This is a genomic window from Pseudomonas sp. Irchel s3b6 (genome assembly GCF_900187415.1).
Classification (GTDB): domain Bacteria; phylum Pseudomonadota; class Gammaproteobacteria; order Pseudomonadales; family Pseudomonadaceae; genus Aquipseudomonas.
This window is the reverse complement of the sequence record NZ_FYDM01000014.1, coordinates 84,885-111,547: the sequence shown is the minus strand read 5'-3', so window position 1 is coordinate 111,547 and position 26,663 is coordinate 84,885. Positions and strand designations below refer to the sequence as shown.

At 60.9% G+C, this 26,663-nt stretch carries 24 protein-coding genes, 1 tRNA gene and 1 rRNA gene; 11 read left to right on the top strand and 15 right to left on the bottom strand.

The features are described 5' to 3' along the window. The 4 genes from rrf to CKW07_RS20300 all read left to right on the top strand — a co-directional run. Positions 1 to 103 (top strand): 5S ribosomal RNA (rrf, locus tag CKW07_RS20315); the annotation flags it as partial. Positions 104 to 252: 149 nt separating this feature from the next. Then, the gene (locus tag CKW07_RS20310; RefSeq protein ID WP_095146743.1) at positions 253 to 912 is read left to right on the top strand and encodes a paraquat-inducible protein A; all 660 of its coding nucleotides are present in this window, start codon (positions 253 to 255) and stop codon (positions 910 to 912) included. Continuing rightward, positions 899 to 1,522 carry a paraquat-inducible protein A gene (locus CKW07_RS20305; protein ID WP_095146742.1) on the top strand — a complete coding sequence of 208 codons (624 nt, stop codon included), beginning with the start codon at positions 899 to 901 and terminating at the stop codon, positions 1,520 to 1,522. Before CKW07_RS20310 ends, CKW07_RS20305 begins: the two co-directional genes overlap by 14 nt. Then, entirely contained in the window at positions 1,515 to 3,815 is a 2,301-nt protein-coding gene (locus tag CKW07_RS20300; RefSeq protein WP_095146741.1) for a PqiB family protein, read from the top strand. Before CKW07_RS20305 ends, CKW07_RS20300 begins: the two co-directional genes overlap by 8 nt. A 115-nt stretch (positions 3,816 to 3,930) precedes the next feature. On the opposite strand, the gene mksF is transcribed toward CKW07_RS20300, so the two are convergent. The 3 genes from mksF to mksB are packed head-to-tail and all read right to left on the bottom strand — an operon-like array spanning position 3,931 to position 8,736. Beyond that, positions 3,931 to 6,771, bottom strand: a complete 2,841-nt coding sequence (mksF, locus tag CKW07_RS20295) for an Mks condensin complex protein MksF (RefSeq protein WP_095146740.1) — start codon at positions 6,769 to 6,771, stop codon at positions 3,931 to 3,933. After that, complete coding sequence (gene mksE, locus CKW07_RS20290; protein ID WP_095146739.1) at positions 6,768 to 7,469, bottom strand: Mks condensin complex protein MksE; 702 nt, start codon at positions 7,467 to 7,469, stop codon at positions 6,768 to 6,770. The genes mksF and mksE overlap by 4 nt, the downstream gene beginning before the upstream one ends. Then, positions 7,459 to 8,736 (bottom strand): Mks condensin complex protein MksB, encoded by a 1,278-nt coding sequence (gene mksB / locus CKW07_RS20285; protein ID WP_176465349.1) that lies wholly within the window; start codon positions 8,734 to 8,736, stop codon positions 7,459 to 7,461. Before mksB ends, mksE begins: the two co-directional genes overlap by 11 nt. Before the next feature lie 216 nt (positions 8,737 to 8,952). Here mksB and CKW07_RS20280 point away from each other — a divergent pair, with 216 nt between their 5' ends. Beyond that, complete coding sequence (locus CKW07_RS20280) at positions 8,953 to 9,699, top strand: energy transducer TonB (RefSeq protein WP_095146737.1); 747 nt, start codon at positions 8,953 to 8,955, stop codon at positions 9,697 to 9,699. Further along, positions 9,692 to 10,144, top strand: a complete 453-nt coding sequence (gene rimI, locus CKW07_RS20275) for a ribosomal protein S18-alanine N-acetyltransferase (RefSeq protein WP_095146736.1) — start codon at positions 9,692 to 9,694, stop codon at positions 10,142 to 10,144. Before CKW07_RS20280 ends, rimI begins: the two co-directional genes overlap by 8 nt. Before the next feature lie 39 nt (positions 10,145 to 10,183). Here the strand turns inward: rimI and CKW07_RS20270 are convergent, their stop codons facing one another. Beyond that, positions 10,184 to 10,573 (bottom strand): serine kinase/phosphatase, encoded by a 390-nt coding sequence (locus CKW07_RS20270; RefSeq protein ID WP_095146735.1) that lies wholly within the window; start codon positions 10,571 to 10,573, stop codon positions 10,184 to 10,186. A gap of 156 nt (positions 10,574 to 10,729) precedes the next feature. Here CKW07_RS20270 and can point away from each other — a divergent pair, with 156 nt between their 5' ends. Then, positions 10,730 to 11,374, top strand: coding sequence for a carbonate dehydratase (gene can / locus CKW07_RS20265; protein ID WP_095146734.1), 645 nt, complete (start codon positions 10,730 to 10,732; stop codon positions 11,372 to 11,374). 17 nt (positions 11,375 to 11,391) lie between these two features. On the opposite strand, the gene CKW07_RS20260 is transcribed toward can, so the two are convergent. The 3 genes from CKW07_RS20260 to CKW07_RS20250 form a co-directional block, all read right to left on the bottom strand. After that, positions 11,392 to 11,910 (bottom strand): lysine methyltransferase, encoded by a 519-nt coding sequence (locus CKW07_RS20260; RefSeq protein WP_095146733.1) that lies wholly within the window; start codon positions 11,908 to 11,910, stop codon positions 11,392 to 11,394. A gap of 184 nt (positions 11,911 to 12,094) precedes the next feature. Then, positions 12,095 to 13,267: a hypothetical protein gene (locus CKW07_RS20255; RefSeq protein ID WP_095146732.1), complete on the bottom strand. Its 1,173-nt coding sequence runs from the start codon at positions 13,265 to 13,267 to the stop codon at positions 12,095 to 12,097. Between the two features lie 130 nt (positions 13,268 to 13,397). Beyond that, positions 13,398 to 14,816: a short-chain fatty acid transporter gene (locus CKW07_RS20250; protein WP_095146731.1), complete on the bottom strand. Its 1,419-nt coding sequence runs from the start codon at positions 14,814 to 14,816 to the stop codon at positions 13,398 to 13,400. Positions 14,817 to 15,019: 203 nt separating this feature from the next. Here CKW07_RS20250 and CKW07_RS20245 point away from each other — a divergent pair, with 203 nt between their 5' ends. Beyond that, positions 15,020 to 16,336 carry an MFS transporter gene (locus tag CKW07_RS20245; RefSeq protein ID WP_095146747.1) on the top strand — a complete coding sequence of 439 codons (1,317 nt, stop codon included), beginning with the start codon at positions 15,020 to 15,022 and terminating at the stop codon, positions 16,334 to 16,336. A 6-nt stretch (positions 16,337 to 16,342) separates the two neighbouring features. Here the strand turns inward: CKW07_RS20245 and CKW07_RS20240 are convergent, their stop codons facing one another. The 3 genes from CKW07_RS20240 to CKW07_RS20230 all read right to left on the bottom strand — a co-directional run bounded on the left by CKW07_RS20240 (position 16,343) and on the right by CKW07_RS20230 (position 18,207). Beyond that, positions 16,343 to 16,858 (bottom strand): RidA family protein, encoded by a 516-nt coding sequence (locus tag CKW07_RS20240; protein WP_095146730.1) that lies wholly within the window; start codon positions 16,856 to 16,858, stop codon positions 16,343 to 16,345. Positions 16,859 to 16,952: 94 nt separating this feature from the next. Then, positions 16,953 to 17,321: a cupin domain-containing protein gene (locus CKW07_RS20235; RefSeq protein ID WP_095146729.1), complete on the bottom strand. Its 369-nt coding sequence runs from the start codon at positions 17,319 to 17,321 to the stop codon at positions 16,953 to 16,955. 76 nt (positions 17,322 to 17,397) lie between these two features. Next, entirely contained in the window at positions 17,398 to 18,207 is an 810-nt protein-coding gene (locus tag CKW07_RS20230) for an AraC family transcriptional regulator (RefSeq protein WP_095146728.1), read from the bottom strand. 150 nt (positions 18,208 to 18,357) lie between these two features. Here CKW07_RS20230 and CKW07_RS20225 point away from each other — a divergent pair, with 150 nt between their 5' ends. Continuing rightward, positions 18,358 to 18,840, top strand: a complete 483-nt coding sequence (locus tag CKW07_RS20225) for a GNAT family N-acetyltransferase (RefSeq protein ID WP_095146727.1) — start codon at positions 18,358 to 18,360, stop codon at positions 18,838 to 18,840. Between the two features lie 30 nt (positions 18,841 to 18,870). On the opposite strand, the gene CKW07_RS20220 is transcribed toward CKW07_RS20225, so the two are convergent. Continuing rightward, on the bottom strand, positions 18,871 to 19,683 hold the full coding sequence (locus tag CKW07_RS20220) for a MerR family transcriptional regulator (RefSeq protein WP_095146726.1): 813 nt from the start codon (positions 19,681 to 19,683) through the stop codon (positions 18,871 to 18,873). A 275-nt stretch (positions 19,684 to 19,958) separates the two neighbouring features. Next, complete coding sequence (gene ggt, locus CKW07_RS20215) at positions 19,959 to 21,791, bottom strand: gamma-glutamyltransferase (protein WP_095146725.1); 1,833 nt, start codon at positions 21,789 to 21,791, stop codon at positions 19,959 to 19,961. A 179-nt stretch (positions 21,792 to 21,970) separates the two neighbouring features. Here ggt and CKW07_RS20210 point away from each other — a divergent pair, with 179 nt between their 5' ends. Continuing rightward, positions 21,971 to 23,074, top strand: coding sequence for a DUF2817 domain-containing protein (locus tag CKW07_RS20210; protein WP_095146724.1), 1,104 nt, complete (start codon positions 21,971 to 21,973; stop codon positions 23,072 to 23,074). 110 nt (positions 23,075 to 23,184) lie between these two features. On the opposite strand, the gene CKW07_RS20205 is transcribed toward CKW07_RS20210, so the two are convergent. Continuing rightward, positions 23,185 to 23,261: transfer RNA gene (locus CKW07_RS20205), tRNA-Met, on the bottom strand. Between the two features lie 272 nt (positions 23,262 to 23,533). Between CKW07_RS20205 and CKW07_RS20200 the strand changes: the two genes are divergently transcribed. Next, the gene (locus tag CKW07_RS20200; RefSeq protein ID WP_095146723.1) at positions 23,534 to 24,751 is read left to right on the top strand and encodes an MFS transporter; all 1,218 of its coding nucleotides are present in this window, start codon (positions 23,534 to 23,536) and stop codon (positions 24,749 to 24,751) included. A 104-nt stretch (positions 24,752 to 24,855) separates the two neighbouring features. On the opposite strand, the gene ychF is transcribed toward CKW07_RS20200, so the two are convergent. Together ychF and pth are read right to left on the bottom strand one after the other, a co-directional pair. Beyond that, entirely contained in the window at positions 24,856 to 25,956 is a 1,101-nt protein-coding gene (gene ychF / locus CKW07_RS20195; RefSeq protein WP_095146722.1) for a redox-regulated ATPase YchF, read from the bottom strand. A 23-nt stretch (positions 25,957 to 25,979) separates the two neighbouring features. Next, positions 25,980 to 26,564: an aminoacyl-tRNA hydrolase gene (gene pth, locus CKW07_RS20190; RefSeq protein WP_095146721.1), complete on the bottom strand. Its 585-nt coding sequence runs from the start codon at positions 26,562 to 26,564 to the stop codon at positions 25,980 to 25,982. Positions 26,565 to 26,663 lie beyond the last annotated feature (99 nt).

Here is a 26,663-nt window from a genome sequence, read left to right as displayed (position 1 = left end):
GAGCATTGGAACCACCTGATCCCATCCCGAACTCAGCAGTGAAACGATGCATCGCCGATGGTAGTGTGGGGTTTCCCCATGTGAGAGTAGGTCATCGTCAAGATTAAATTCCGAAACCCCTATCTGCGTATGCAGGTAGGGGTTTTGTTTTGTCCGTAGAAATGTACATTTCAGGATTGAGACAAAATTGCTCAGTTATTTCTGAGCCAGAACACTAGAATAGAACCCTTATTTTCAGAGCAAGAGCCCTTTATGCCAGATCCGGTTGACGCCTCCGGGCTGTCAGATTTACCGCTGGAGAACTTGGTGGCGTGCCATGAGTGCGACTTGCTGATGCACAAGCCGCCACTTGCCCATGACGAGAAAGCCCTGTGCCCGCGCTGCGGTTATGAACTCTATGCGCATCGGCACAATGTCGTGGAGCGTAGCCTCGCCCTGGTGATCGCTGCGTTGCTGCTGTTCGTTCCGGCGAACTTTTTACCCATCATGGAACTCCATTTGCTCGGACAGTCGTCGCACGACACGGTCTGGAGTAGTGTCCTTGGCCTGTTCGACACGGGCATGCAAGGTGTGGCAGTGGTGGTATTCCTGTGCGGCATGGGAATCCCGTTGCTCAAGCTGCTCTGTCAGTTGTCGGTGTTGCTCAGTATTCGTTTTGATACCGGACGCAGCTACGGCCTGTTGCTCTATCGCATTTATCACCATATGCGCGACTGGGGGATGCTTGAGGTCTATTTGATGGGCGTGCTGGTGGCCATCGTCAAGCTGGCCGACCTCGCCTCGATCACGATAGGCGTTGGCCTGGTGTGCTTTATCAGTTTGTTGTTGACCCAGGTCTGGCTAGAGGTGGTGATGTCGCCCCATCAGATTTGGGAAGCGCTGTCAGGGGAGGATGCTCATGCGGGCGATTGATGCGGGCATTCTGATTTGTGCTGAGTGCCATCAACTGAACAAGCAGGAGCCGGGCACCGACGAGCAGACATGCACGCGTTGCGGTGCGTTGGTTCATGCTCGCCGGCCAGACAGTCTGGCACGTACCTGGGCGTTGTTGATCACGGCCGCCATTCTCTATATCCCCGCAAATGTGTTGCCGATCATGACGGTCAGCGCGTTAGGGCAGGGTCAGGGGGATACGATCATGTCCGGTGTGATCGCTCTCGTTCAGCATGGGATGTTGCCCATCGCTGCCGTGGTGTTCATCGCCAGTATCCTGGTGCCGACCTTCAAGTTGGTCGGTATCGCCCTATTGCTGTTTTCGGTGCAGCGCCGCCAGCCTTTATCCGCCCGGCAACGCATTGTGATGTACCGCTTTATCGAGTTCATTGGCCGATGGTCAATGCTGGATATTTTCGTCATCGCCATTCTGGTGGCGGTAGTCAACTTTGGTCGGCTCGCCACTATCGAGGCAAACTTCGGTGCGGTGGCCTTCGCCAGTGTGGTGATTCTGACAATGCTTGCTGCAGTAACTTTTGATCCCCGACTGATTTGGGATAACACGGAGTCGGACGACGACCATGACTGATTTGCCTAAAGCTAAAACCCGACCGGCTTCCAACTGGTCGGCCATCTGGGTGTTGCCCCTGATCGCCTTGGTGATTGGCGGATGGTTGGGCTGGCGTGCCTACAACGAGACCGGGATAGAGGTACAGGTCCGTTTTGAAAGCGGTGAAGGCATTCAGGCCAACAAGACCGAGGTCGTTTACAAGGGCATGTCGGTCGGCAAGGTCAAAAGCCTGACTCTTGATGATGCCGGCAAAAGCCGCGGGGTGATTGCCACCATTGAGATGAACAAGGATGTAGGGCAGTACCTCAAGACCAGCACGCGCTTCTGGCTGGTCAAACCGAGCGTGACTATGGCCGGGATCACCGGTCTGGAAACCCTGGTATCGGGTAACTACGTCGCCATCAGTCCCGGGGAGGGGGAACCGACTCGCAGGTTCAAGGCCCTGGCGCAGGAGCCACCGCTTTCCGATTCAAAGCCGGGTTTGCACCTGACCATCAAGGCTGATCGACTGGGTTCCCTGAACCGCGGCAGCCCGGTGTTCTACAAGCAGATCCAGGTCGGTCAGGTGAAGAGCTACCTGCTGTCCGAAGATCAGAACACCGTCGAGATCAAAGTGTATATCGAGCCGACTTACGCCAGCCTGGTGCGCAAACATACGCGTTTCTGGAATGCCAGCGGGGTCAGTATCGATGCCAACCTGTCGGGTGTGAAAATTCGCAGTGAGTCGCTTGCCAGCCTCGTTGCCGGCGGTATCGCCTTCGCCACACCGGAAACCCGCAAAGACAGCCCGCCGACGGACCCGAGCCTGCCGTTCCGTCTCTTTGAAGACTTCGATGCCGCTCAGGCCGGTATTCGCGTGAAAGTGAAACTGGGCGATTTCGAGGGCCTGCAAGCCGGCCGTACACCGGTCATGTACAAAGGGATTCAGGTCGGTAACCTCAAGGCGCTCAAGGTCGATTCCGACCTGTCCAGTGCCACTGCCGAGTTGACCCTTGACCCACTGGCCGAGGATTACCTGGTCGAAGGCACTCAGTTCTGGGTGGTCAAACCGTCGATTTCGCTGGCCGGTATCACCGGACTGGAGGCCTTGGTCAAAGGTAACTACATCGCCGTGCGGCCTGGCGACAAGGGCAGTGCCCCCAAGCGCGATTTCGAGGCTCGGCCAAAGGCGCCGCCGTTGGACCTGCGCGCACCGGGCTTGCACCTGGTGCTGTTCACTGAAAACCTGGGGTCGCTGGAGGTCGGCAGTCCGATTCTCTACAAGCAGGTCAAGGTTGGTTCGGTACAGAGTTATCAGTTCTCGCGGACCAAGAAGCAACTGGTCATCGGCGTACACATCGAAAAAGAGTACGAAGAACTGGTCAACGCCTCGACGCGATTCTGGAATGCCAGCGGCATCACCCTGACCGGTGGCCTCAACGGGATTCAAGTCAAAAGCGAGTCCCTGCAGAGCCTGATGGCTGGCGGTATTGCCTTCGATACACCGGAAGCCAAGGCCCCCCTGCAAAAGCGTATCCCGCGTTTCCGTCTGTTCGCCAACCATGAAGAGGCGACTCAGAAAGGTGCCGTGGTCACGATCAAGCTCGATCGTGCAGACGGTCTGCGCACCGGTACGCCGATTCGCTATAAAGGGCTGGATGTCGGCAAGGTCGAAGATGTTGATCTCAGCGATGACATGCAGTCCGTGCTGCTCACCGCGCGCATCACCGAAGTGCCGGAACGCATTGCCCGGGTCGGCAGCCAGTTCTGGGTGGTCAAGCCGGAGCTTGGGCTGATCAAGACTTCCAATCTGGAAACTCTGGTGACCGGGCAGTACATCGAGGTTCAACCCGCCGCGAAGAGTCTCGGTCCGCAGAAGGACTTCGTAGCGCTGCCCCAGCCTCCTGAAGCCGTGGCCCAGGAAGCGGGCTTGAGCCTGGTGTTGAGCGCTGCTCGCCGTGGTTCGCTGAAGACCGGTGTGCCAGTGACTTACCGGGAAATCACGGTCGGCAAGGTGACTGGCTACGAGCTGGGTCAAACCGCGGATCGGGTGCTGATTCATATCCTGATCGAGCCCAAGTACGCGCCTCTGGTGCGTAGCGGCACGCGCTTCTGGAACAGCAGTGGTTTTGGCCTGGACTACAGCCTGTTCAAGGGCGCGACGGTACGCACCGAATCGCTGGAAACCCTGATTCAGGGCGGTATTGCCTTCGCCACACCGGATGGGGAACGCATGGGCAACCCTGCGCGAGCGCAGCAGACCTTCCCGTTGTTCGACAAGTTCGAAGACGAGTGGCTGGTCTGGGCGCCGAAGATTCCTCTGGGCAAGTAGTCTGGAGGCCGTTGGGCGTCGGTGAGGTCGCCTTCATAGAAGGCTGAGCGATGCCCACAAAAAAGGCCGCGATCCATGGGATCGCGGCCTTTTCATTGGAGCCGGTTAAAGCAAGTCAGACCGCATCCAGCTCGGGCTCGTCCGCCTCGACCTTGACGGTGGTTTTCACCTCGTCATGGCGGCGGATGAACTTCCAGTCCTCCTCATCAATGTAGATGCCGTTCGGCCCACTGCCGCCTTCCAGGTCGATGGCCACACTGGCGCAGACCTGTGGTTTCACACTGGCCAGAATCGGCACGAAGCCCAGTTGCAGGCTGGTTTCCAGCAGAGCCGCCTGGTTCTTCTCGTCAATGTCGGCGGCCTCGTCGAGGTAGTACGGCAAGCGCACCCGTCCGGCCAGGTCACGGTCCATCAAGTGCAGCAACAAGTACATGTTGGTCAGCGCCTTGATGGTCATGGTGGTGCCGTTGGAGGCCGCGCCATCGATGTCGGTGTGAATCACGGGCTGGCCGTTGACCTTGGTGATCTCGAACGCGAGCTCGAACAGGTCCTTGAGGCCGAGTTGGTTGTGGTTCGCCGCCACCAGGCGCGCCAGGTATTCCTTGGCTTCTTCGTTTTTGTTGTCCTGCTCGGCGCTTTGGCTCAGGTCGAACACCGACAGGGTTTCGCCTTCTTCATATTGACCGGCGCTGTGGATGATCTGGTCGATATGCTTGAGGGCTTCCTTGTTCGGTGCCAGCACGATGCGGAAGCTTTGCAGGTTGGAGACCTGACGCTTGTTGATCTCGCGGTTGAACAGGGCCAGTTGGTGCTCAAGGCTGTCGTAGTCGCTGCGGATGTTGCGCAGGGTGCGCGCAATGTCGGTGACCGCCGCGCGACGCGCCTTGCCCAGGGTCAGGGCTTCGTCGGTGCGGTGTGCGTAAGCGTTGATCAGCAGTTGCAGGCGACGCTCCATGTCGTCTTCGCTGTCGAACTTGGCCACGCCCTTGAGGCGCACCTGGGCGTACAGCGCATCGATCTGGCCGTCAGCCCGCTGCAAACCCTGCCAGCTGTCCTGATAGTCATTGAGTAGCGGCAACAGGTTATCCATGGAGTCGTCGACAGGATCCATGAACGGCGTGCCGAACGGCAGGTCGGCGGGCAGCAACTGACGGCGGCGAAGGGCGTCGTCGAGGGTGCGCTGCTTGGCTTCCATGTCGCCGATCTGCCGGCCGACCAGTTGCAGCTTGGCCGACAGTTGCTGGACGCGTTCGGTGAAGGCGTCGCTGGAGCGCTTGAGTTCGTCCTGCGCGGCTTCCATCTGTGCCAACTGTTCCAGCTTGTCACCTTCTTCGGCACTCAGGGTTTGGGTGCGACGGAAGTCCTCCAGGGCTTTCTGCGCATCCAGTACCTGCTGGTACAGCGCTTCGGTCTGGGTCTTGCTCGCGGCGCGGTCGGCCGCAACCGCTTGCTGGGTCTTCAGTTGCTTGAGTTCTTTGTCCAGGCGCTCTTTCTGATCACGTAGCGCGGCGCGGTCAGCCAGCGCTTGCAAGGCCGGCGGCTCAATGTGCGACAGGTCGATGGAAAGGCCCGGGACTTCGAAGCGTTCGCCTTTGAAGCCATCCAGGATCAGCTCCATGGATTTGACCCACTGACCGTCTTCGTCCAGCGCGATGCCATGTTCGCCCAGCGGCAAGCTGAACAATGCACTGTTGAACAGGCGCATCAAGCGTTCGACGTCCTGTTGCGAGAACTCTTCACGCAGGCGGGCGTAGCTGTTGTTGTCGGCGTGGTCGAGTTGCTGCTTGACCGACTTCAGGCGCTTTTCCAGATCCCGCAGACGCTCATCAAGGTCTTCGGCGCTGAACTGGCGCGATTGCGCCAGCGCACCGGCCAGTTCGTCGTGGGCATCCTTGGCGGCCAACAATTGCTGTTCAAGCAGTTTGACGTCATCCACCAACGCGAAGCGATGCTTGAGGACCGACAACTCGCCAAGCCAGCGCTGGATGCCAGTGATCTCACGCTCCAGGCGCATCAGCTCCTGAGTGCCGCCACGCTGATCGTTCTGCAGCGCGTCCTGCTCATTGCGATAGTGCTCGGCCTGGATCGTCAGCTCTTCCTTGCGTGCGCTGGCGTAGTCCGACCAGGTGCCGAGCAGGGAGTCCAGCAGCGGCGAGATGCGGTGCAGTTTGCCACGCAGGATATTGCGCTGGGTAACGCCTGACGCGAGGGCTTCGACCAAGGGACCGGCGGTGACCAGCGAGTTGTAGTCCTGCTCCATGCGACGTACATCGCGGAAGGCTTCTTCGCACGCGGCAATGTAATCGACGCTGCCGGAACGCAGGCTGTGCTCAAAGGCATCGAGGAACAGTTGCTTGAGCTTGGCCGCGGTGATTTCGCGCATGTGCAGCAGGTTGATGAACAGCGCGCGGAAGGTCTTGAGGCTCTGTTCGCTGGTGGAGCGCAGTGGGATCAGCGTCAGGTCCAGTGGAATCGAGGTGTGACCACCCACTAGCAGGCGACGCAGTTCGTCCGGCTTGAGCTCGTAGGCTTTGAGCCCCTCGCGCTCAAGGTTGGTGAACAACTCTTTCTGGCGCAGGCAGGTGTCGTTCTTCTGGTAGTGGGCCAGGTCCAGTTTGCCGGCGTAGGCAAAGAACTGGTGACCGAAACCACCGCCCGGGCCGCGCCCGACCACGCCGATCACATGGGGGCCGTGAGGCAGCGAGACCTCCACCAGGATGTAGCTGGTGTCGGAGGCAAAGTAGAAACGCCGCGATTGTTCCAGGCTGTACTTGCCGAAACTCATGTCCGACATGCGCGCCAGAATCGGGAACTGCAAGGCGTTGATAGAAGCGGACTTGCCGAGGTTGTTCGCGCCGTAGACCGACAGCGGCTCTTCCAGCGGGAACAGGCCGAGGCTGTAGCCGGCGGTGTTCAGAAGGGCAAAGCGGCGAATGCCGTAACGTTCCTTGCTCATGCGTCGATTTCCTGTTCTTCGGCAATGGCGCGGGCGAGGGCGTCTTCGTCGCTTTCCTCACCTTCGAATTCGCTCAGGTCCAGCGGATCATCGGTTTGCAGCAGTTTTTCATCACTGTCGTCGATCAGCACCGGAGCCGGCAATGGCAGCACGCTGTGCAGGCTGGCCGCCAGGTCGCGGTCCTGCTGGACCGACAGGCAAACGTCGAGGAAACGGTGCATGGGGGGCAGAAAGCGGTAGATGCCGTTCTCTTCGTTGGCGAAACCCAGCTGGGTCATGCGGCGCATGATTTTTTCTTCCAGCTCTTCCTGGGTTTGCACTTCGGCCTGGATGAACAGGTCACGGTACTTTTCCAGCAACGACGGCAGCTCGTCGCGACCGAGGCTGCCGCCATCAAGGACGGCAATCGGGTCACGCCCCTGGTCGGCCAGGTGCTCGACCAGGATGAAGGTGAACAACGCCAGGCGCTGGGCGGTCTTGTTCACCGCCGCGGCGGCGAGATCCGGCACAAAGTAGTAGAAACCACGGGTGTCGCACACCAGCTCGAAGCCCAGGGCCTTGAACAAGGTGCGGTATTGGTCCTGGAAGTTCGACAGCTGGGCATACAGCTCGGGATCACGGCGGCTGACGTGGTAACCCTTGAACAGTTCGCGAAAGATGGGGGCCAACTGAGACAGTTCACAAAGATCAAGATGCATGAGGAGTGCTCGCGGAATTCTCGGTGGCGTCTGTGCCTGCCGAGAGCAGGGCGAAGGAGCGCAGGCTGACCTGGTGCTCGTGAGTATGGTAGTCGCGACGTTCCAGGCGTTCGCGCTGGAAGCGCTTGTCCCGTGACAGGCGGGAGAACCAGTACAGCAACTCGTCGGTTGCGCCGTCCGGTTCCTGCTCCAGCAGCCAGGTCATCAGGTCCGGCATCGGCAGCGCGCCTTCGCAGCGTTCGAGCATTTCCCGAACGGTACGCGGGGCACGCGGGGCTTCGCCTTTCTGTGTCTTGTGGGCCTTGGGAAAGCGCGCCGGTTTCGGCTCGAAACGCGCCAGGGCATACACGTAGGCCTCGACCTGGCTGGCACTGCCCAGGAAGGTGCTTTGCGGCCGGGTGAACATCGGCATGGCGGCTTGCGGTACGGCGTCGATGCCCTTGCGGCGGATCATCGACAAGGCCAGCGCCGCGCCACGGGTCACGGCATTGTGCCGACGGGCCTCTTCACGCAACGGCAGCAGCAGTTCGCGAGCGTGACGCAAGGTCAGCTGGGCGCTGGTCTGCATTTCCAGAATCCGCGCATGGGTACGCAGCAGCATGTCATCGTCGACCAGATGACCAAGGCGTTGCTGCTCGGTGAGCATGCGCAACAGCACGTTTTCGACCTTGCGCACCCCCTGTTCGAAGGCGCCGTCGGCGTTTACCAGCTGGATCATCGGCTCGACGTATTCGTCCCAGGTCGCCAGTACCTCGGCATAGCGCTGGCGCAGCGGGATCTGCCGGTCGCTGGTCTTGGCCCGCTCGGCGACGGCCACCAGGGCCTGTTCATCGTTGGCGAGCTTTTTCAGCACGTCACGCACGCGCATGTCGAGCAAACGCAACTGGCGCGCCAGGTCGTTGCCGTCACGGATGTCGAAGGCGTCTTGAATGTAGCCGGCCAGCCGCTCCAGGTGCCGCAGGTAGGCTTCGATTTCCAGACACAGGCCCAAGCGGTGCTCACGGCGCAGGTAGGCGAGGAAGTCGTGGATCTGCGCGTTCAGTTCAAAACGGTTCGGGCTTTTGGCCACCGGAACCAGAATATCGAGGCGGATCCACACGTCCAGCAGGCTGGTAATGTCCTGTGGCGTGCTGTCCAGTTGCTGGGCGGCCAGCTGTAAGCGCAGTTCGTTGAGGCTCAGTGTGCCTTGGTCGAAATGCTCGCACAGCGGCTCCAGAAGTGCCCAGTGTTCGGCGAGGGCGCGCAAGACGCGCTTGGGTTCGATCATTGGATTGGCCGGCTGGTTGGCGATTAAAAGCAGCGATTGTACTGCATCGCGTGCGATGGGCATCACCCTCGCGGGATTGACGGGACGGACAGTCGTTTTTCTATTGATCAACAGCGGGCGATCTTCAGCGAAGGGCGGTAGAATCCCGTACCTCAGTTATCCACAAGTGGCCGACCTTTGCTTATCGAGTCCCGCCGTCGCGCTTATCTGACCGCCATGCAGGTGGTCAGCTGGCTGCCGCGCACCGAATTGCCCTTTGCTGCCCCGTCGCGGCCCGAGCTGCTGCAAGCGCTGGAACCTTTGGTCGAAGCGCCGGTTGCACAGGCTCCGGTGGCGAATACCGTTGCAGAGCCGCTGGCCAGGCCGGCTGAACGGGTCAAGATTGAGGTGCCGCGCCCGACACCCACAGTGGCACGCCCGGCAAGCAAACCGGTCGAGGAGGCTGACGCCGCACCAGTGGCGGCCAAGGCCCCACAGGTCCCGCCGCCGCGTTTCGCCCTGCAATTACTGCGTGCCGGCCGCTGCCTGCTGTTGGTGGAGTTACCCACAGGCGAGGCGTTCCAGAGCCGGGATCCGGCCTATTTGCTGCTCAAGGACATGCTGCGCGCCGCCGGACTGCCGGACAGTCCGCAAATTGTCGGTGAGCCGGTGCGCTGGCCGCTGCTGGCCCGCGGCACCCTGGATCAAGGGCCGGAAGCGGCTCGCGACTTTGTTCAGGGCTTCTTGTCGGCTCGTCTGGAAGACGCTCCCTGCGTGTGCCTGTGGTTGATCGGCCTGCCGGCGGTGCGTTTTGCCGGTGAGACCAATGCCGAAAGCTACAACCGTGAACTTCAGGTCGAAGGCCTGGGGTCGGTCTGGGCGCTGCCTGGCCTGGAGTTATTAATGGAAGAGCCACAGCGTAAGGCTGAAGTCTGGCAAGCCATGCGTCGGCTGATGGCGCGTTGGAAAGAATCAAATGAGTGATGCTGTATCGTTCCGCCCGATGACCGAAGCGGATCTGGACGCTGTACTGAGGATCGAATACGCGGCGTTCAGTCATCCCTGGACCCGTGGGATTTTTCTCGATGGCCTGGGCAAGTACCAGATCTGGCTGATGTTCGAGGGGCAACAACAGGTGGGCCACGGGGTGGTGCAAATCATCCTGGATGAGGCACACCTGCTCAATATCACGGTCAAGCCTGAAAATCAGGGGCGCGGCCTGGGCCTGATGCTGCTGGAGCACCTGATGTCCCGCGCCTACGCCGCCGAGGCCCGGGAGTGTTTCCTGGAAGTGCGCGACAGCAACCGCGCCGCCTTCCGCCTGTACGAGCGTTATGGTTTTAACGAAGTCGGCCGCCGTCGTGATTACTATCCGGCGGTAGGCGGGCGTGAAGATGCTGTCGTCATGGCCTGTACGTTGGTGGATTAAGGCGAGCCCCGCGAGGGCGCGAGGGCCCTCGCCAGGGGATCAGCGCTTGCGGTCGAGCGGATCGCGCTGCGCCAGTTCGGCTTCATCCAGGCCTTTGCCACCCCCGATGTCGGCTTCATTGACAATACTCAGGTCCCAGTCGGGGCTGAAGCTTTCATCGGCTTCCTGTGCGTCGCGGGCACCGTCTTCGCGAATCAGGGTTTCCGGGCTCAGGTCATCGTCGGTGGCGTCATGCTCCTCATCTGTCGTCCCTGTCGGTGCTTCGCCGGCGGGTCGCCGTTGACGCTCGGGTTGCGGTTCGGTATCACCGATTTTTGCCCTGGATGGCTTTTCATTGAAGTCCAGCTCGCGCATCGAACCCATGCGATCTTCGTTGTCGTCGATGGGTTCCGGTTGCACCGAATTGAACGGACGTCGTGATTCGGTCATGGCAACGCCTCATACTGCGTATCTACTTATAGTGTGGACAGGTACCGGGTAGGAAGATTCCCGCACAGCCTGTACCTGAGGTTATCTGCATCACCTGCGTGACCCGGGCGGACGCTTGTCTGTCATATCAGCGCACCATTCTTGAGGCTTCAGAGCATGAACGAATTACAAGATCTGATTGATAACAACGAGCGCTGGGCCGATGCGATCAAGCAGGAAGATCCTGACTTTTTCGCCAAGCTGGCCCGACAGCAGACGCCTGAATACCTGTGGATCGGTTGCTCCGATGCACGGGTGCCGGCCAACGAAATCGTCGGCATGTTGCCGGGTGATCTCTTCGTCCACCGTAACGTTGCCAATGTGGTGCTGCACACCGACCTCAACTGCCTGTCGGTGATCCAGTACGCAGTCGACGTGCTCAAGGTCAAACACATCCTGGTGACCGGCCACTACGGCTGTGGCGGCGTGCGCGCCTCGATGCAGGACCGCCAGCTGGGCCTGATCGACGGCTGGCTGCGCTCGATCCGTGACCTGTACTACGAGCATCGCGAAGCCCTTGGCCAGCTGCCGACCGAAGAAGAGCGGGTCGATCGTCTCTGCGAGCTCAATGTCATCCAGCAAGTGGCCAATGTCGGTCATACCAGCATTGTCCAGAATGCCTGGCATCGCGGGCAGAGCCTGTCGGTTCATGGTTGCATCTACGGCATCAAGGACGGTCGCTGGAAAAGCCTGAACGCGACCATCAGTGGTTTCGAGCAATTGCCGCCGCAGTACCGCCTGCGCCCGGTTGGCGCGGTGTAAAAGACCCCGGCTCCCTGCTATTGGGGGCCGTGCCGATGCCAGTGTTGCAGAAACAGCCGACCTTCGGCGTTTGGCGGTTCATCGTAGCCGGTGATCCAGCCTCGGCATTCCGGCGAGCCACACCGACAGGCGAACTGGCGCAGCAGTTTGTCTTCGGTGCTGGTGTAGTCCATGCACAGCCAGATGCCCGGCTTGATGTCGTGCAACGCCCATAACCACAGTTCACTCATGTCGAGAAAGACATTGGGGTCGCATGAGTGTGATAGCCGCCCGCAGAAGTCCGGGTCGTAGACATGAATGCCTGGAACCAGCTGAACGGTATGCAATTGCCGGGTATGTGTCAGCTGGCCGGAGACGCGGCACATTCGCGTGATGCGCTGGTAATGGCGCTGGGCCCTGATGCCCGAAGGGGGAGGATCATTGCTGCCGACGACTTCGAAGTCGGCCAGGGATGGATAGCCCTGATTCGTACTGAGCGTTTCATAGGGGTAAATACAGGTACTCGGGTGTGGCCGAGCCGTGGCCTGGGTTTTCATGACGGATCCTTGTCTGGTCAGCGCTGCGACTACTGTCGACGGGCCATCCTGTCAGCCCTGCAGCCCCTGGGGTACTAACCAAGCGTCTCGCAAATGAAATCGCAGGTCTACTGTCAGTATTGACAGGAGAGAGTGCCTGCTTGCTGCGTCAGTGAAGGCTTACGCAGCAAGCCGGCAAGCAGGTTTAAAGTTGAGGGGTCGCCAGCGCAAGCGCAGGCAACGGTGCCCGGAGCTGCTCGAGTTGGGGTTTGATGTCCGGGGCCGAGCATTTGGCTGTGGCCTGTTCAGGTGTCAGCCCGCGGATTGAGGTATAGAACAGCTCGCAGGTCTTCACTTTCTGGGCCACCTGCCAGTTTTGTGTGCAGGATTTGAGCTGTGCGCTCGGGTCACTGGACGGTTTGCTGCCCATGCCGGCCTGCCAGCATGCGGCGCTCAAGTCCTGGCCCATCACTTTCAAGCCCACTGCATCGGCCTTGGCCTGATCGCCGTCATAGTTCTCGGGGTCGGCGGCGTACCAGATATAGCTGGGATGGTTGGAGCCCAGCACCGGCACCGTCACGCTTGGGGTCGGGTTGATGTGTGCCAGGCCCAGTACGGCCACGGTCGGCCCATACTGTTCCTTGATCCAGTTACGCACCGGTGCGCCGAACGCCACCATCGGCAAGGTCACGCCGCTGGCGGTCTGGCTGAATTGCCTGACCATGGTGGTCTGGTAGTCCTTGAAGTAACCGTAGACGCCTTCAAGGTCCTTGCCGGCATTGGAAGGGGCCGCAATCGGCGCGATATCGATGATGGTCTGGTAGGCCGGTGTTTGTTCGGCGGCAATGCCATTGACGGTCAACAGCGTTGCCCAGCGGTCAGTGGTCTTCGACTCCAGGTAGTCCTGGGCCTGAGTCAGCGAATAGTCCGGCGGGAAGTGCAGCAACTCGATGCTCTTGCGGTTTTCCAGTGCCATGCCCAAGGGCAGGAACAGGTACCAGCTGTACGCCCACTTGCCGTCGGCATTGAGTTTGTTGGCGCCATTGTGGGCCAGGTCCCCGGCATCGAGTAATGCCCTCAGCGGTTTTGCATAGCCCTTGGGTACGCCGCTGATATCAGCGACGAGCTGCTGCTTGTCGGTTCTTACCCTGACTGTTGCACTGGCGTAGCCATCGCGCCGAACGCTTTGGGTCAGGTAGTGCTCGACCGTTTGTTCCAGCGTCCAGTTGCGATAGCAGATCACATTGCAGTTGTTGGGGTAGGCGAACAACCGCGTGACCCGCTCGGTGCTGCCCAGCTTCAGCTGGGTATCGGCGAGGGCGGTGGTACTCAAGGCAAGGGCGGCGAGGGTGAGGCTCAATCCAGGGAGTTTGAACATGCTCAGATCCTTTTCAGCGTTGGCCCCGGAAACGGGGAGTAAGACATACTGAAACGATTGATAGCGCAAGGTCCAGTATCAGTCTGAAACCCTGCACCTGTTACGTGCGCCACCCTTGCGCGGCCTCGGACTAAGGCATCACCGGCGCCACATACTGGAGCGTCGTCCCCAGCACCCACAGCAGAAACAGCACCAGTGGCGTATGTACCAGCAATTGCACGAAAGAAAACCCGATCAAATCCCGCGCCTTCAATCCCAGTACGCCGAGCAGCGGCAGCATGTAGAACGGGTTGATCAGGTTGGGCAGCGCTTCGGCGGCGTTGTAGATCTGCACGGCCCAGCCCAGGTGGTACTCCAGGTCGTTGGCGACCTGCATCACATACGGCGCTTCAATGATCCATTTACCGCCGCCGGACGGAATGAAGAAGCCGAGAACGGCCGAATACACGCCCATCAGCACCGCGTACGTGTCATGGGAGGCAAAACTGACGAAAAAGCTCGAGATATGGTGCGCCAGAGACTGGCCATCAGTGCCTTTGACCACGGTCATCAACGCGGCGATGGAACCGTACAGCGGGAACTGGATCATCACACCGGTGGTGGTGGGCACCGCACGGGCCACGGCATCGAGGAAGCTGCGCGGACGCCAGTGCAGCAGCGCCCCGAGCATCAGAAACAGGAAATTGTAGGTATTGAGCCCCGAGATCGCGCTGATCGCCGGTTTCGTCGAAAATTCATGAAACAACCAGCCGGCCGCCAGCAGCACCAGCAAAATGGTCAGCAGCGGGCTGTATTCCAGCCATTCGCCGGGGCGGGAGCGAGGGGCCAGCGCCGGCAGGCTGAAGCTGGGATCGACGCCGCAGTCTTTGGCGTCACGGGCAGAGTTCGGGCCGGGGGCGGTGGCGTAGGCGACCACCAACGAGACCACGACCAGCGCCAGCAACAGGACGCCGGACTGCCAGAGGAAAATCGTCTCGGTGAATGGAATGACGCCAGTGATCGACAGGATCGAAGGCGGCAAGCTGGCCGGGTTGGCCTGTAACTGGGCCGCCGACGAAGACAGCCCCAGCGCCCAGACCGCCCCGAGCCCCAGGTAAGCGGCGGCACCGGCGGCACGGTAATCCATGCGCAACTCGGTGCGCCGGGCCAGCGCGCGTACCAGCAAACCGCCAAACACCAGCGACAGCCCCCAGTTCAACAAGGATGCGACCATGGAAATCAGTGCGACCCAGGCCACGGCCGAGCGGCCATTTTTCGGCAGGCGAGCCAAGCGGTCGATCAGTTTCACCGCCGGTGGCGAACTGGCGACCACATAACCGCCAATCACCACAAAGGCCATTTGCATGGTGAACGGGATCAGGCTCCAGAAGCCGTCGCCGAAGGCCATGGCGGCATCGGTGGGCTTGGCGCCCATGGCCATGGTGGCGACAGCGACGATGATCACCGCGAGCGCAGCGAAGACCCAGGAGTCGGGAAACCAGCGCTCGGCAAAGTTCGAGCAGCGAAGGGCAAAGCGGGCGGAGCGGCTGTCTTCGATATCGGTAGACACGCAAGTACCTCGATTTTCTTATGTTTATTGGGGTGCCAGCAGGGTCCTCGGGGCCCTTTTGGTCAGCCGGCAACAGTAATTCAATCAAGGCGTTTTTGCGGTGCTGTTTTGCACATCTAGGACTATGGTCTAACGGGTTGTCCGGGAGCGCGTTTGCGTAGACCATGGGCGCCGTGTTTTTTGTCTATTTTTCGAGCCTGTTCATGACTGCCATCCCTGTCACTCGTCCCGCGCCGTTTTCCCGGTCCGACTACAAGACCCTGGGCCTGGCGGCGCTCGGCGGAGCGCTGGAAATCTACGACTTCATCATTTTCGTATTTTTCGCCCTGACCCTCAGTCAGCTGTTCTTCCCGCCGGAAATGCCGGAGTGGCTGCGCCTGCTGCAAAGCTTCGGGATTTTTGTCACCGGCTACCTGGCGCGGCCCCTGGGCGGGATTCTGATGGCGCATTTTGCCGATCGACTGGGGCGCAAGAAGGTGTTCAGCCTGAGCATCCTGATGATGGCGTTGCCGTGCCTGCTGATCGGGATCATGCCGACCTATGCCCAGATCGGCTATTTCGCGCCCTTGCTGTTACTGCTGCTGCGGGTGTTCCAGGGGGCCGCAGTGGGCGGTGAAGTGCCCAGTGCCTGGGTGTTCGTGGCCGAGCATGCCCCCGTCGGTCATCGGGGATATGCCCTGGGCTTCTTGCAGGCTGGGTTGACGTTCGGCTACTTGATCGGCGCATTGACTGCGACCTTGCTGGCGCAGGCCTTCAGCCCGGCGGAAATTCTCGATCACGCCTGGCGCTATCCGTTTCTGCTGGGCGGGGTGTTCGGTGTGATTGGTGTGTGGTTGCGCCGCTGGCTCAATGAAACCCCGGTGTTCATGGCCATGCACGCCAGTCGCGAACGGCACACCGAGTTACCGTTGCGCACCGTGCTGCGTGAGCATCGGATGGCGATGCTGCCAGCGGTGATCCTGACCTGCGTGCTGACCTCGGCGGTGGTGACCTTTGTGGTCATCACCCCGACCATGATGCAGAAGACCTTCGGCATGACCGCCAGCCATACCTTTGCCCTGAGCAGCCTGGGTATCGTGTTCTTGAACATCGGTTGCGTGATTGCCGGGGTCATCGTCGACCGAATCGGCGCCTGGCGCACCGTAATGCTCTATAGCCTGCTGCTGCCGCTGGGGATTGGCGTGCTCTACACCAGCCTGATCGGTGGTGCGCAGTGGATTGGCCTGGCGTATGCCATTGCCGGCTTGAGTTGCGGGGTGGTGGGCGCGGTACCGTCGGTGATGGTCAATCTGTTTCCGGCGCGAATCCGGGTCTCGGGGATTTCGTTCACGTACAACATCGCCTATGCGATCTGGGCCAGCATCACGCCGTTGTTGCTGATTGGCCTGATGCCCTGGAGCCCTTGGATTTGCGTGATGTTCTGCGCGGTGATGGGGGTGGTGGGCATGAGCGCGGCGCTGTACTTCGGCTCGCGTTTGCCACAGGTCGCCCTACAGCCTGGCGCGACCTGTTGCCCTTGAGGCCTCTCAATCGCAGATATCGTCTTCGCCAACCGGCGCCGTTGCAGGCTTGAGTGCGACAATCATGTCGACCTCGACCGCGGCGCCCTTGGGCAACTGATACACGCCGACCGAGGTGCGCGTATGCACGCCGGCGTCGGCAAAGATCCCGTAGAGCACTTCCGAGGCGCCGTCGGCCACTTCACTTTGTTGGGTGAAGTCTTCGGCGCTACGTACGTAGACGTTGATGCGCAATACCTTCTGGATGGCATCCAGGTCGCCGAGCCGCTGCGCGAGGATGGCCAGGGCGCGCATCGTGCAAATCCTGGCGGCGTGTCGGCCCTGCTCCAGGGACACTTCGGCGCCGACCCGTCCTACCACCATCACCGTATTGTCGATACGCGGGATTTGCCCGCTGACGTAGACCTGATCGCCCTGCTGTACGGCGGGCACGTAGTTGCCGCCAATCCGTAGTTCACCATCAAAACGATGGCCCAGTTGGTGGGCGATGCCATCGAACAACGCTGCGCGTGATTGATCCATGCGTGACTCTCCTGTGATAGACGGTGGTGCAGGGCGGACTATAGCGCGTTGTCTCTGCCCGCAAAGCCACGGACGACATTCTCGGTGTCGTACTTCAGATCCACTGATCATTCAGCGCCGTGCGCTCGCCACCTTCATGGCCGGTATTGAGCACGCCCTTGGGCTCGATCAGCAGCAGCCGGACTTCCTGTTCGGCAAAGGGCTTGTGCTCGACGCCCTTGGGCACGACGTACATTTCGCCTGCGGACACCAGCACCTGGCCATCGCGAAAGTCGATGCGTAGCTGCCCCTCAAGGACGATGAAGGTCTCGTCGGTATCCTGATGATCATGCCAGATGAAATCCCCCAGCAGTTTCACCACCTTGAACTGATAGTCGTTCATTTCGGCGATGACCCGTGGCGACCAATGCTCGTTGATCTGCTGCAGCTTGTTGGCGAAATTCAGGCTTTGATAGGACTTCATGGCCAGGCACTCATCGGTTTATTCAGCTCGACACTAGCGAGCGCGGCCGGGTACTTCTTGCACGATTGTGCGTCGCTCAGGGACGGTGCATTTTCATCCAGCGCGCGGGCGACAGGCCGTAGGCTTTGCCGAATTGCCGGGTCATGTGGCTTTGATCGCTGAAGCCTGCGGTCAGTGCCGCCTGGGTCAGTGACTCGCCCGAGATCAGCAGCGAGCGCACCAGGTCCAGGCGGCGCATGGTCAGGTAGCGGTAGGGGCTGGTGCCGAACAGCAAGCGAAAATCCCGCGACAGGCCCCAGCGATCGCGCCCGCTGTGTTCGGCCAGTTGGTCCAGGGTCACGGCCTGGTCCAGGGCACTGTGCATGAACTCACGAGCGCGCTCGGCCGCTACATAGTCGAAGTGCTGGCGACGGGCTGGGACGCCAGATACCGCGCTCATGGCCTGGGCCAGGTCGAACAGCGCGTCCTGTTGCTCCAGTGGATCGAGCGGGCGGTCCAGGCTTTGCAGCAACACACCGGTCGCGGCGAACAGGCGCGGATCATTGGAAATGCCGGTCTTGATGAACGGCAGCGGCTGGCCGCCGAGCATCTGCTGGATCAGCGCCGGTTCGACGTACAGCATCCGGTACTTGAAACCATCTTCGGTGCCGGCTTCGCCATCGTGGACTTCATCCGGGTGCAACACCATGGTTGCGCCCGGCAGGTTGTGCCGCCAGCCACCGCGATACTGGAAGCTTTGTACGCCGGACAGGGTACGGCCAATGGCATAGGTGTCGTGGCGGTGAAGGTCGTAGCCATGCCCCGAGAAAAAGGCCTCGATACGCTCCACGCCACCCGTTTTGGGCGCGCGATGGAACCAGTCGGTGAGGAGGTTTGGCTTGCCCATGGGAAGTCTTCGTGGCCGGGTTGGCGATGACGGACACGTTAGCTCAGGCGCAGGTTGGCTGTCAGCCGGATTCCCGGTTGATCGATGGACTGAAGGTCGAGTAAAAGCTATGGGGATGGTTGAGCCCCCAAGGGACAAGGAGACCCGAACATGAGCATCAGTTTTCGAGCGGTAAACGAGCAGGACATCCCGCGTATTTGCAGTTTTGCCCGTGACCGGACGGAGCAGTTCTTTTTCTTTCCCGCCGCGACCTGGCCGCTTACCCCAGCGCAACTGCAGGGTTCGATCGACAAGCGCTCGGACTCCACGGTGATCGAGCGGGATGGCGTCGTGGTGGGGTTTGCCAACTTCTATCGCTGGGAAACCGGCGGCACCTGCACCCTCGGCAATGTGATTGTCGATCCGCAGGCCAGGGGGCAGGGGATCGGTGCGCAGTTGATCGAGCACATGATCGCCATTGCCCGGACCCGGCACCAGGCGGGCGAGGTGACGTTGTCCTGCTTCAACACCAATGTGGCCGGCTTGTTGCTCTATCCCAAGCTCGGGTTCACACCGTTTTCGATCGAAGAACGTCAGGACAGGCAGGGCCAGCGGCTGGCGCTGATTCATCTGCGTCTTGCTGCGTCAGGATGAGGGCGCAGCCTGCAAAGGCTGCGCTGGTCGTCAGTTTTTCAGCGGGATGTACAACTCGGTCACGCTGTCCGGGTGCATCGGCCCAAGAAACCGCTCACCGCTGTATTCGAACTCCACCCCCTCGTCGGGCGCCATGCCCGCGGCCGGCAGCCATTCGCTGTAAGCCGCGCGGAAGGTCTCCGGCAGGGTGGTGACGCTGCCGTGGTGCTCGACCCGAGCGTAGTGCCGAGCTGGAATCTGCAGCTCCACCATGCCCTGCACCAGCGGTGCATCGGCACTCACCGGCAAGCCTGCGACATAGCGCCATTGACCGTCGTCCAGCGGCTGGCAGACGCCAAAGGTGCCGACTGGATCCTGCAACCGGTCGATCTCCTCTTCCCGTGGAAAGAACCGCTCCCACATCTGCGCAATGCTGCCTTCGTCCTGCTGTTGCCAGCTCATGCCCATGATGCGCAGGGCGGGATAAAGGATTCGCTCGGGCGTCTGCGGTGCCGGCAGGCTGCGTTCCGGTTGCGCCAGATAGCGGGTGAGGCGGTCGAGCACCTGCTGATCGCGGGCAATCGCACTTTGCAGTGTGCGGGCATGCGTTTGCAGGGACTCGCGCAGGCTGATGACGCTGTCCAGGCTGCCGTTGTCGACCAGCATGCGGATATCTTCCAGCGCCATGCCCAACTGCTTGAGCCAGACGATACGCCCCAGGGTGATGATCTGCTCGGGGCGGTAGTAGCGATAGCCGTTGTCACGCCCGGTCAGTGCGGGGGTGAACAGACCGATGCTGTCGTAGTGGCGCAGGGTCTTGGTGGTGAGCCCGTGAATACGGGCCATTTGGCCGATGGTCAGCATGTAACCTCCTTTTTTGGCTGCTGGAACCCAGCCTATTCCTTGTCCTAGGGTAAAGCTCAAGCCTGTGGTGTGGCTAAGTCACAGGGGGGCACTTGTGGCGAGGGAGCTTGCTCCCGCTCGGCCGCGAAGCGGTCGCGATCCGGCCATCGCGTACTATCTGAATAGTCGCGGTGGCCGGTATCAGGGCTGCTATGCAGCCCAGCGCGAGCAAGCTTGCTCGCTCGCCACAGCCCCGTGTTTGACTGAGCGTGCTCATGCTTTGGTCGCACGCCCGATCAATCCCCCAACGCTGCTCCCTCGCGCCGTGGATCGGCCCCGCCGGCCCATGAGGCGTTGCCCTGTGCATCACGCACCCGGACGATGGCCTGGGTCCCACTGGTCATGTCGATTTCGTTCACCGCGTGCCCTTTATTCTTGAGCGCCTGGATCAGCGTCGGGCTGAACTGGCCTTTTTCCAGTTCGGTGGGGCCATTGCGGCTGCCGAAGTTCGGCAGGCTGATGGCCGCTTGCGGGTCGAGGTTCCAGTCGAGCATGCCGACCACCGACTTGGCGACGTATTCGATGATTTGTGAGCCGCCGGGCGAGCCGACGGTCGCGAGGAGTTTGCCGCTCTGACGATCGAAGATCAGTGTCGGCGCCATGGATGAGCGTGGGCGTTTGCCGGGTTCGATGCGGTTGGCCACTGGCTGGCCGTTTTCTTCGGGGATGAACGAGAAGTCGGTCATCTGATTGTTCAGCATGAAGCCCTGCACCATCAGGTGCGAGCCGAACGCCGCCTCAACCGTGGTGGTCATGGACACGGCGCCGCCCAGATCGTCCACGGCCACCACTTGCGAGGTGGAGATGCGCAGTGGCGAGCGATCTGGCGCATAGGCCAGTTGGACGCCCGGCGGTGTGCCCGGTTTGGCAATGCCCATGCTGCGCTCACCGATCAGCGTTGCGCGACTGGCCAGGTAGGCGGGGGAGACCAGGCCGGCGACTGGCACCGGGACGAAGTCTGAGTCCGCGACGTATAGCGCCCGGTCGGCGTAGGCCAGGCGCTCGGCTTCGGCGATCAGGTGCACGGCTTCAGGTGCCGGCTCGAGGCCGGCCGGCTTGCTGCTCTTGAGCGGTTTGAGAGGTGCCAGGGCGAAGCGCTTGTCGCGGGTCTCCAGGGCCTGCAAGGTGCCGAGGATCTGCGCCACGGCAATCCCGCCCGAGGACGGAGGCGGCATGCCGCACACCTGCCAGCGCTTGTAGTCGGTACACAGCGGAGCACGCTCCTTGGCGCTGTAGCCCTTGAGGTCATTGAGCGACAGGCTGCCGGGGTTGGCGTGGCCCTGAACCCTGGTCACGATTTCCTCGGCCACAGGGCCTTGATACAGTGCGTTCGGGCCTTCTGCGGCGATGCGCGTGAGCACCTTGGCCAGCGCCGGGTTCTTCAGTAGGGTGCCGACGGCTTTCGGGCTGCCATCGGCATTGAGAAAGTACGCGGCCATGTCGGGTGAGCGTGGCAGGAACGGATCGGAAGCGATCATTGTGTGCAGGCGTGGCGAGATCGCAAAGCCCTGTTCAGCCAGCGCGATGGCCGGTTCGAACAGCTTTGCCCAAGGCAGGCGGCCGTGTTTCTGATGGGCCAGTTCCAGCGCGCGCAACACACCCGGTGTGCCGACCGAGCGTCCGCCAATCTGCGCCTGAGGGAATGGCATCGGTTTACCGTCGGCTTGCAGGAAGAGTTTTTCGTTGGCGGCGGCCGGTGCGGTTTCGCGGCCGTCGTAGGTGCGCACGGCCTTGCCATCCCACAGCACGATCAACGCACCGCCACCGATCCCCGAGGATTGCGGCTCTACCAGCGTCAACACCGCTTGCATGGCAATCGCCGCGTCGATGGCCGAGCCACCCTGGCGCAGCATCTCACGCCCGGCTGCGGCGGCCAGCGGGTTGGCGGCCGCGGCCATGTGTTTGCCGGCGTATTGAGTCTGCAGGTCGGTGCGATACCCCGACGCCACCTCGGGCGCGGTGGGCAGGGAGCTGACCGGTGGGGCGTTGCAGGCGGCGAGGGTCAGGGCGCAGGCGATGAGCGACAGGGCGCAGAGGCGATAGCGGCTCAAGGGGAAGGCTGGAAACACGGGGCACTCCGTCCGTTGGATAAAAGATTCGGGGGGACTGTATCGGCGTGAAGAGTCAGCTGCAACGCCGGGTTGCTGCACGCTGGAACAGGGAAGGTGGCTTTTGTCCTTCATCAGCGGGCGCATTTTCTGTAGGGTCGAGGACGCGGGACCTTCATCCAGAACAACAAGAGGCCGACATGCAGACCGAGTTTCCAGATCAGCCAGGCTACCGTGCCCAGCGTGAACGTTTCCTCGCGGCAGCGACGGCCGCCGGCGCCCGGTTGACCGAGTACCCGCACCCGCTCAAGGGGCCGTTCGGTGAGGCCTTGAGCACTGACGTTGCGGTGCTTGGCGACCCCGGTGCCAAACGCCTTCTGGTGGCCTTGAGCGGCACGCACGGTGTGGAAGGCTTCTATGGCTCGGATTGCCAGAGCAAATGGCTCCAGGCGCTGGGCAAGCGCTCGCTGCCGGACGATGTCGCGGTGGTGATGATCCATTTGATCAACCCGTGGGGCACCGCATGGCTGCGTCGAGTCAACGAAGACAACATCGACCTGAACCGCAATCACCTGAACTTCGACTCACTGCTACCGGACAACCGGGCCTATGCGGCGCTGCACGCGATCTACGCGTTCGACCCGTTGCGGGGGCCGGAGCGTGATCGTGCCGATGCCTTGCTGGCCGCCCAACTGGGCGAGCAGGGCTGGCCGGCGGTGATGGCGATTGTCGAAGGGGGCCAGTACAGCCATCCCGATGGCCTGTTTTACGGCGGGCGGGCACCGAGTTGGTCGAATCGCACCTTGCACCAGATTATCGCGGCGCATCTTTCCCGGGCCGAAGTCGCCCTGTGCTTCGACCTGCATACCGGTGCCGGCGAGTATGGGCATCCGATGTTGCTGACCGTCACCCAGGCCGCCTATCCGGCGTTGCAGGAGGCGCAGGCCCTCTATGGTCCGTGGCTCTACACCGTGCAGACGGGCGCGCGCAGCCACAGCGAAACAGGGATCGCCGCCAGCGCCACTGGCTACACCTCCCAGGCGCTGCTCGATGCCTTGCCGCAGGTGCGCTTGATGCCCTTTGTCATCGAGTGCGGAACCTACCCGGGGGAGGCGGTGCATGAACACCTGCGTGACGATCACTGGCTGCACTTGCACGGCGACCCGTGTGACGCAGCAGGGCATCGGATCAAGCTCGATCTGCTGGAGCAGTTTTATCCGGCGGACCCTGACTGGCAGGAAATGGTCTGGGTCCGCACGCGGCAAATCTGGGAGAAGGCGTTGTCCGCCTTGCCGACGCTTTAGGAGAGTCGTCGATGGCCAGCACCGCGAATGTACGGTGCCGGCCATTGGGCAGGCACTTTTCTGCGGGCATAAAAAAACGGCCTACCTTGCGGTAAGCCGTTTTTAGTACTTGGTGGCTACACAGGGACTTGAACCCCGGACCCCAGCATTATGAATGCTATGCTCTAACCAACTGAGCTATGTAGCCAAGTGGCGCGCATTATTGGCTTGGAACGACGATGTGTCAAGCATAAATCTAAAATATTTCTCTACACTTTCAACCGCTTATCCTCCGACCTCGTAAAAACCATGAGTTTTGCGCTTTAGCTGTGCCCAATCCGTCCCGAGTAATCGCTTGCCCTGCTACAGGTGCGCGTTATTTAAAGTCGTTAGCAGGCTAAGGGGATGGCGCTGCTACCGTGAAAAATGGCACATTGGCGCACCGGCAAATGCGCTCCCATCCGCTGTATGGAAACTCTCATGGCAACCAGTCCCCCCCAAGCGGCCGTTTCAGCCGCGTCCGCAACCTCACACAGCAGCCCCTTGGTCATGCGCATCATCGGCGCGGTGGCGCTGGCGCATTTGATCAACGACCTGATTCAGTCCGTGCTGCCGTCGATCTATCCGATGCTCAAGGCCAATTATGGCCTGACCTTCACCCAGGTCGGCCTGATTACCTTGACGTTCCAGCTCACCGCCTCGCTGTTGCAGCCGTGGGTCGGTTATTACACCGATCGCCACCCCAAGCCCTATCTGCTGCCAATGGGCATGATCTGCACCCTGATCGGTATTCTGATGATGTCTCAGGTCGGCAGTTTTCCGTTGATCCTGCTGGCGGCGGGGCTGATCGGCATCGGCTCCTCGACCTTTCACCCGGAAGCTTCCCGTGTGGCGCGACTGGCCTCGGGCGGGCGCTTCGGTCTGGCGCAGTCGACCTTCCAGGTCGGTGGCAACGCCGGTTCAGCGTTCGGGCCGTTGCTGGCGGCGGCGATCATCATTCCGTTCGGCCAGGGTAATGTGGCCTGGTTCGGGCTGTTCGCGGTATTCGCGCTGGTGGTGCTGTATGGCATCAGCCGCTGGTACGCCAATCACTTGAGCCTGTTCAAGCTCAAACAGGGCCAGGCGGCGACTCACGGCCTGTCGAAGGGCAGGGTGATCAGTGCGTTGGTGGTCCTGGGGCTGCTGGTGTTCTCCAAGTACTTCTACATGGCCAGCCTGACCAGTTATTTCACCTTCTACCTGATTGAGAAATTCGACCTGTCGGTGGCCAGTTCGCAATTGCACCTGTTCCTGTTTCTCGGGGCGGTAGCGGCGGGGACCTTTTTCGGTGGGCCGATTGGCGACAAGATCGGGCGGAAGGCCGTGATCTGGTTCTCGATCCTTGGTGTTGCGCCGTTCACCCTGCTCATGCCTCACGTCGACCTGTTCTGGACCAGCGTCCTGAGCGTGGTGATCGGCTTCATCCTGGCCTCGGCGTTCTCGGCCATCGTGGTCTACGCCCAGGAACTGGTACCGGGTAATGTCGGCATGATTGCCGGGGTGTTCTTCGGCCTGATGTTCGGTTTCGGCGGGATCGGTGCGGCCCTGTTGGGGTACCTTGCAGACATCCATGGCATCGAATACGTGTACTTCTTGTGTTCGTTCCTGCCGTTGTTCGGGCTGTTGGCGATCTTTCTGCCTCGCACCAAAAAGGCCTGATACAACGCCAATCCCTGAGGGAGCGAACAGGCTCGCTCTCTCAGGGAGGATTTTCAGGTACAAAAAAGCCGCGAATAAACGCGGCTTTTTCGTGGATGGGTGTTTTACACGTTGAAACGGAAGTGCATCACGTCGCCGTCTTTGACGATGTAATCCTTGCCTTCCAGGCGCCATTTACCGGCTTCCTTGGTACCGGCTTCGCCTTTGTACTGGATGAAGTCGTTGTAGGCGATCACTTCGGCGCGGATGAAGCCTTTTTCGAAGTCGGTGTGGATCACGCCGGCAGCTTGTGGTGCGGTGGCACCGACGCGGACGGTCCAGGCGCGGACTTCTTCGACACCGGCGGTGAAGTAGGTCTGCAGGTGGAGCATTTCGTAGCCGGCGCGGATCACGCGGTTCAGGCCCGGCTCTTCAAGGCCCAGGGCCTCGAGGAACATGTCTTTCTCTTCACCGTCATCCAGCTCGGCGATTTCCGCTTCGATCTTGTTGCATACCGGAACCACGACCGCGCCTTCTTCTTCGGCAATGGCCATGACCACGTCGAGCAGCGGGTTGTTTTCGAAGCCGTCTTCGGCAACGTTGGCGATGTACATCACCGGCTTGGTGGTCAGCAGGTGGAAGCCCTTGATAACCGCTTTCTCGTCGCTGCTCATGTTCTTCATCAGGCTGCGCGCTGGCTTGCCTTCGGTGAAGTGAGCGATCAATTGCTCCAGCAGGCCTTTCTGGACGACTGCGTCCTTGTCACCGCCCTTGGCGTTGCGGGTGACTTTCTGCAGTTGCTTCTCGCAGCTGTCGAGGTCGGCGAAGATCAGTTCCAGCTCGATGATCTCGATGTCGCGCTTCGGGTCGACGCTGTTGGAGACGTGAATCACGTTATCGTCTTCGAAGCAGCGGACCACGTGGGCGATGGCATCGGTTTCACGGATGTTGGCCAGGAACTTGTTGCCCAGGCCTTCACCTTTCGAGGCGCCGGCAACCAGGCCTGCGATATCGACGAATTCCATGGTGGTCGGCAGGATGCGCTTTGGATTGACGATGGCCGCCAGGGCGTCCAGGCGTGGATCCGGCATCGGCACGATACCGCTGTTCGGCTCGATGGTGCAGAAGGGGAAGTTCTCGGCCGCGATACCGGATTTGGTCAGGGCGTTGAACAGGGTGGACTTGCCGACGTTAGGCAGGCCGACGATGCCGCAATTGAATCCCATGGTGTTTCCCCGAGGAGTTAGAGTCAGGCCTTCTGGCTGTGCAGGTTTTTCATCGCGCGGTTCCATTCACCGGCGAAGATATCCGGCAGCACGCCGAGGGCAAAGTCGATGCTGGCATCGAGTTTTTCCTGTTCGGCGCGAGGCGCGCGACCCAGGACAAAGTTTGAAACCATACTGGCAACGCCTGGGTGGCCAATGCCGAGCCGCAAGCGATAGAAGGTATTCTGGTTGCCCAGTTGCGCGATGATGTCGCGCAACCCGTTGTGACCGCCATGCCCGCCGCCCTGTTTGAGCTTGGCAACACCGGGAGGCAGGTCGAGTTCGTCATGCGCCACGAGTATTTCTTCCGGCTTGATGCGGAAGAAACCGGCAAGCGCCGCTACGGCCTGGCCGCTACGGTTCATGTAGGTCGTGGGAATCAGCAGGCGAACATCCTGACCTTGATGCGAGAAGCGTCCGGTCAGGCCGAAATATTTGCGATCGGCCACAAGGTTCACACCTTGTGCGCGCGCGATGCGCTCAACAAAAAGGGCCCCTGCGTTATGCCGGGTCTGTTCGTATTCGGCGCCTGGATTTCCCAGGCCAACGATCAGTTTGATGGCAGTCACGTCAGGGGCCCTTCTATGGAGTGGTGGATAACATCGCAGCAATAGGTGTGTGCGGCGAAAGTGGACGAAAAGTGCTCATTTACCATGATGTAAACTCCG

Excerpts from the sequence above, each read along its gene's own strand:
- CKW07_RS20310 (WP_095146743.1), top strand. The coding sequence starts at position 253 with ATGCCAGATCCGGTTGACGCCTCCGGGCTGTCAGATTTACCGCTGGAG.
- mksF (WP_095146740.1), bottom strand. The coding sequence starts at position 6,771 with ATGAGCAAGGAACGTTACGGCATTCGCCGCTTTGCCCTTCTGAACACC.
- mksB (WP_176465349.1), bottom strand. The coding sequence starts at position 8,736 with ATGATCGAACCCAAGCGCGTCTTGCGCGCCCTCGCCGAACACTGGGCA.
- CKW07_RS20260 (WP_095146733.1), bottom strand. The coding sequence starts at position 11,910 with ATGAAAACCCAGGCCACGGCTCGGCCACACCCGAGTACCTGTATTTAC.
- CKW07_RS20230 (WP_095146728.1), bottom strand. The coding sequence starts at position 18,207 with ATGGGCAAGCCAAACCTCCTCACCGACTGGTTCCATCGCGCGCCCAAA.
- CKW07_RS20270 (WP_095146735.1), bottom strand. The coding sequence starts at position 10,573 with ATGACCGAATCACGACGTCCGTTCAATTCGGTGCAACCGGAACCCATC.
- ychF (WP_095146722.1), bottom strand. The coding sequence starts at position 25,956 with ATGGGATTCAATTGCGGCATCGTCGGCCTGCCTAACGTCGGCAAGTCC.
- CKW07_RS20245 (WP_095146747.1), top strand. The coding sequence starts at position 15,020 with ATGACTGCCATCCCTGTCACTCGTCCCGCGCCGTTTTCCCGGTCCGAC.
- rimI (WP_095146736.1), top strand. The coding sequence starts at position 9,692 with ATGAGTGATGCTGTATCGTTCCGCCCGATGACCGAAGCGGATCTGGAC.
- CKW07_RS20235 (WP_095146729.1), bottom strand. The coding sequence starts at position 17,321 with ATGAAGTCCTATCAAAGCCTGAATTTCGCCAACAAGCTGCAGCAGATC.
- CKW07_RS20305 (WP_095146742.1), top strand. The coding sequence starts at position 899 with ATGCGGGCGATTGATGCGGGCATTCTGATTTGTGCTGAGTGCCATCAA.
- CKW07_RS20220 (WP_095146726.1), bottom strand. The coding sequence starts at position 19,683 with ATGCTGACCATCGGCCAAATGGCCCGTATTCACGGGCTCACCACCAAG.
- CKW07_RS20210 (WP_095146724.1), top strand. The coding sequence starts at position 21,971 with ATGCAGACCGAGTTTCCAGATCAGCCAGGCTACCGTGCCCAGCGTGAA.
- can (WP_095146734.1), top strand. The coding sequence starts at position 10,730 with ATGAACGAATTACAAGATCTGATTGATAACAACGAGCGCTGGGCCGAT.
- mksE (WP_095146739.1), bottom strand. The coding sequence starts at position 7,469 with ATGCATCTTGATCTTTGTGAACTGTCTCAGTTGGCCCCCATCTTTCGC.
- CKW07_RS20240 (WP_095146730.1), bottom strand. The coding sequence starts at position 16,858 with ATGGATCAATCACGCGCAGCGTTGTTCGATGGCATCGCCCACCAACTG.
- CKW07_RS20225 (WP_095146727.1), top strand. The coding sequence starts at position 18,358 with ATGAGCATCAGTTTTCGAGCGGTAAACGAGCAGGACATCCCGCGTATT.
- CKW07_RS20300 (WP_095146741.1), top strand. The coding sequence starts at position 1,515 with ATGACTGATTTGCCTAAAGCTAAAACCCGACCGGCTTCCAACTGGTCG.
- CKW07_RS20255 (WP_095146732.1), bottom strand. The coding sequence starts at position 13,267 with ATGTTCAAACTCCCTGGATTGAGCCTCACCCTCGCCGCCCTTGCCTTG.
- CKW07_RS20280 (WP_095146737.1), top strand. The coding sequence starts at position 8,953 with ATGCAGGTGGTCAGCTGGCTGCCGCGCACCGAATTGCCCTTTGCTGCC.
- CKW07_RS20200 (WP_095146723.1), top strand. The coding sequence starts at position 23,534 with ATGGCAACCAGTCCCCCCCAAGCGGCCGTTTCAGCCGCGTCCGCAACC.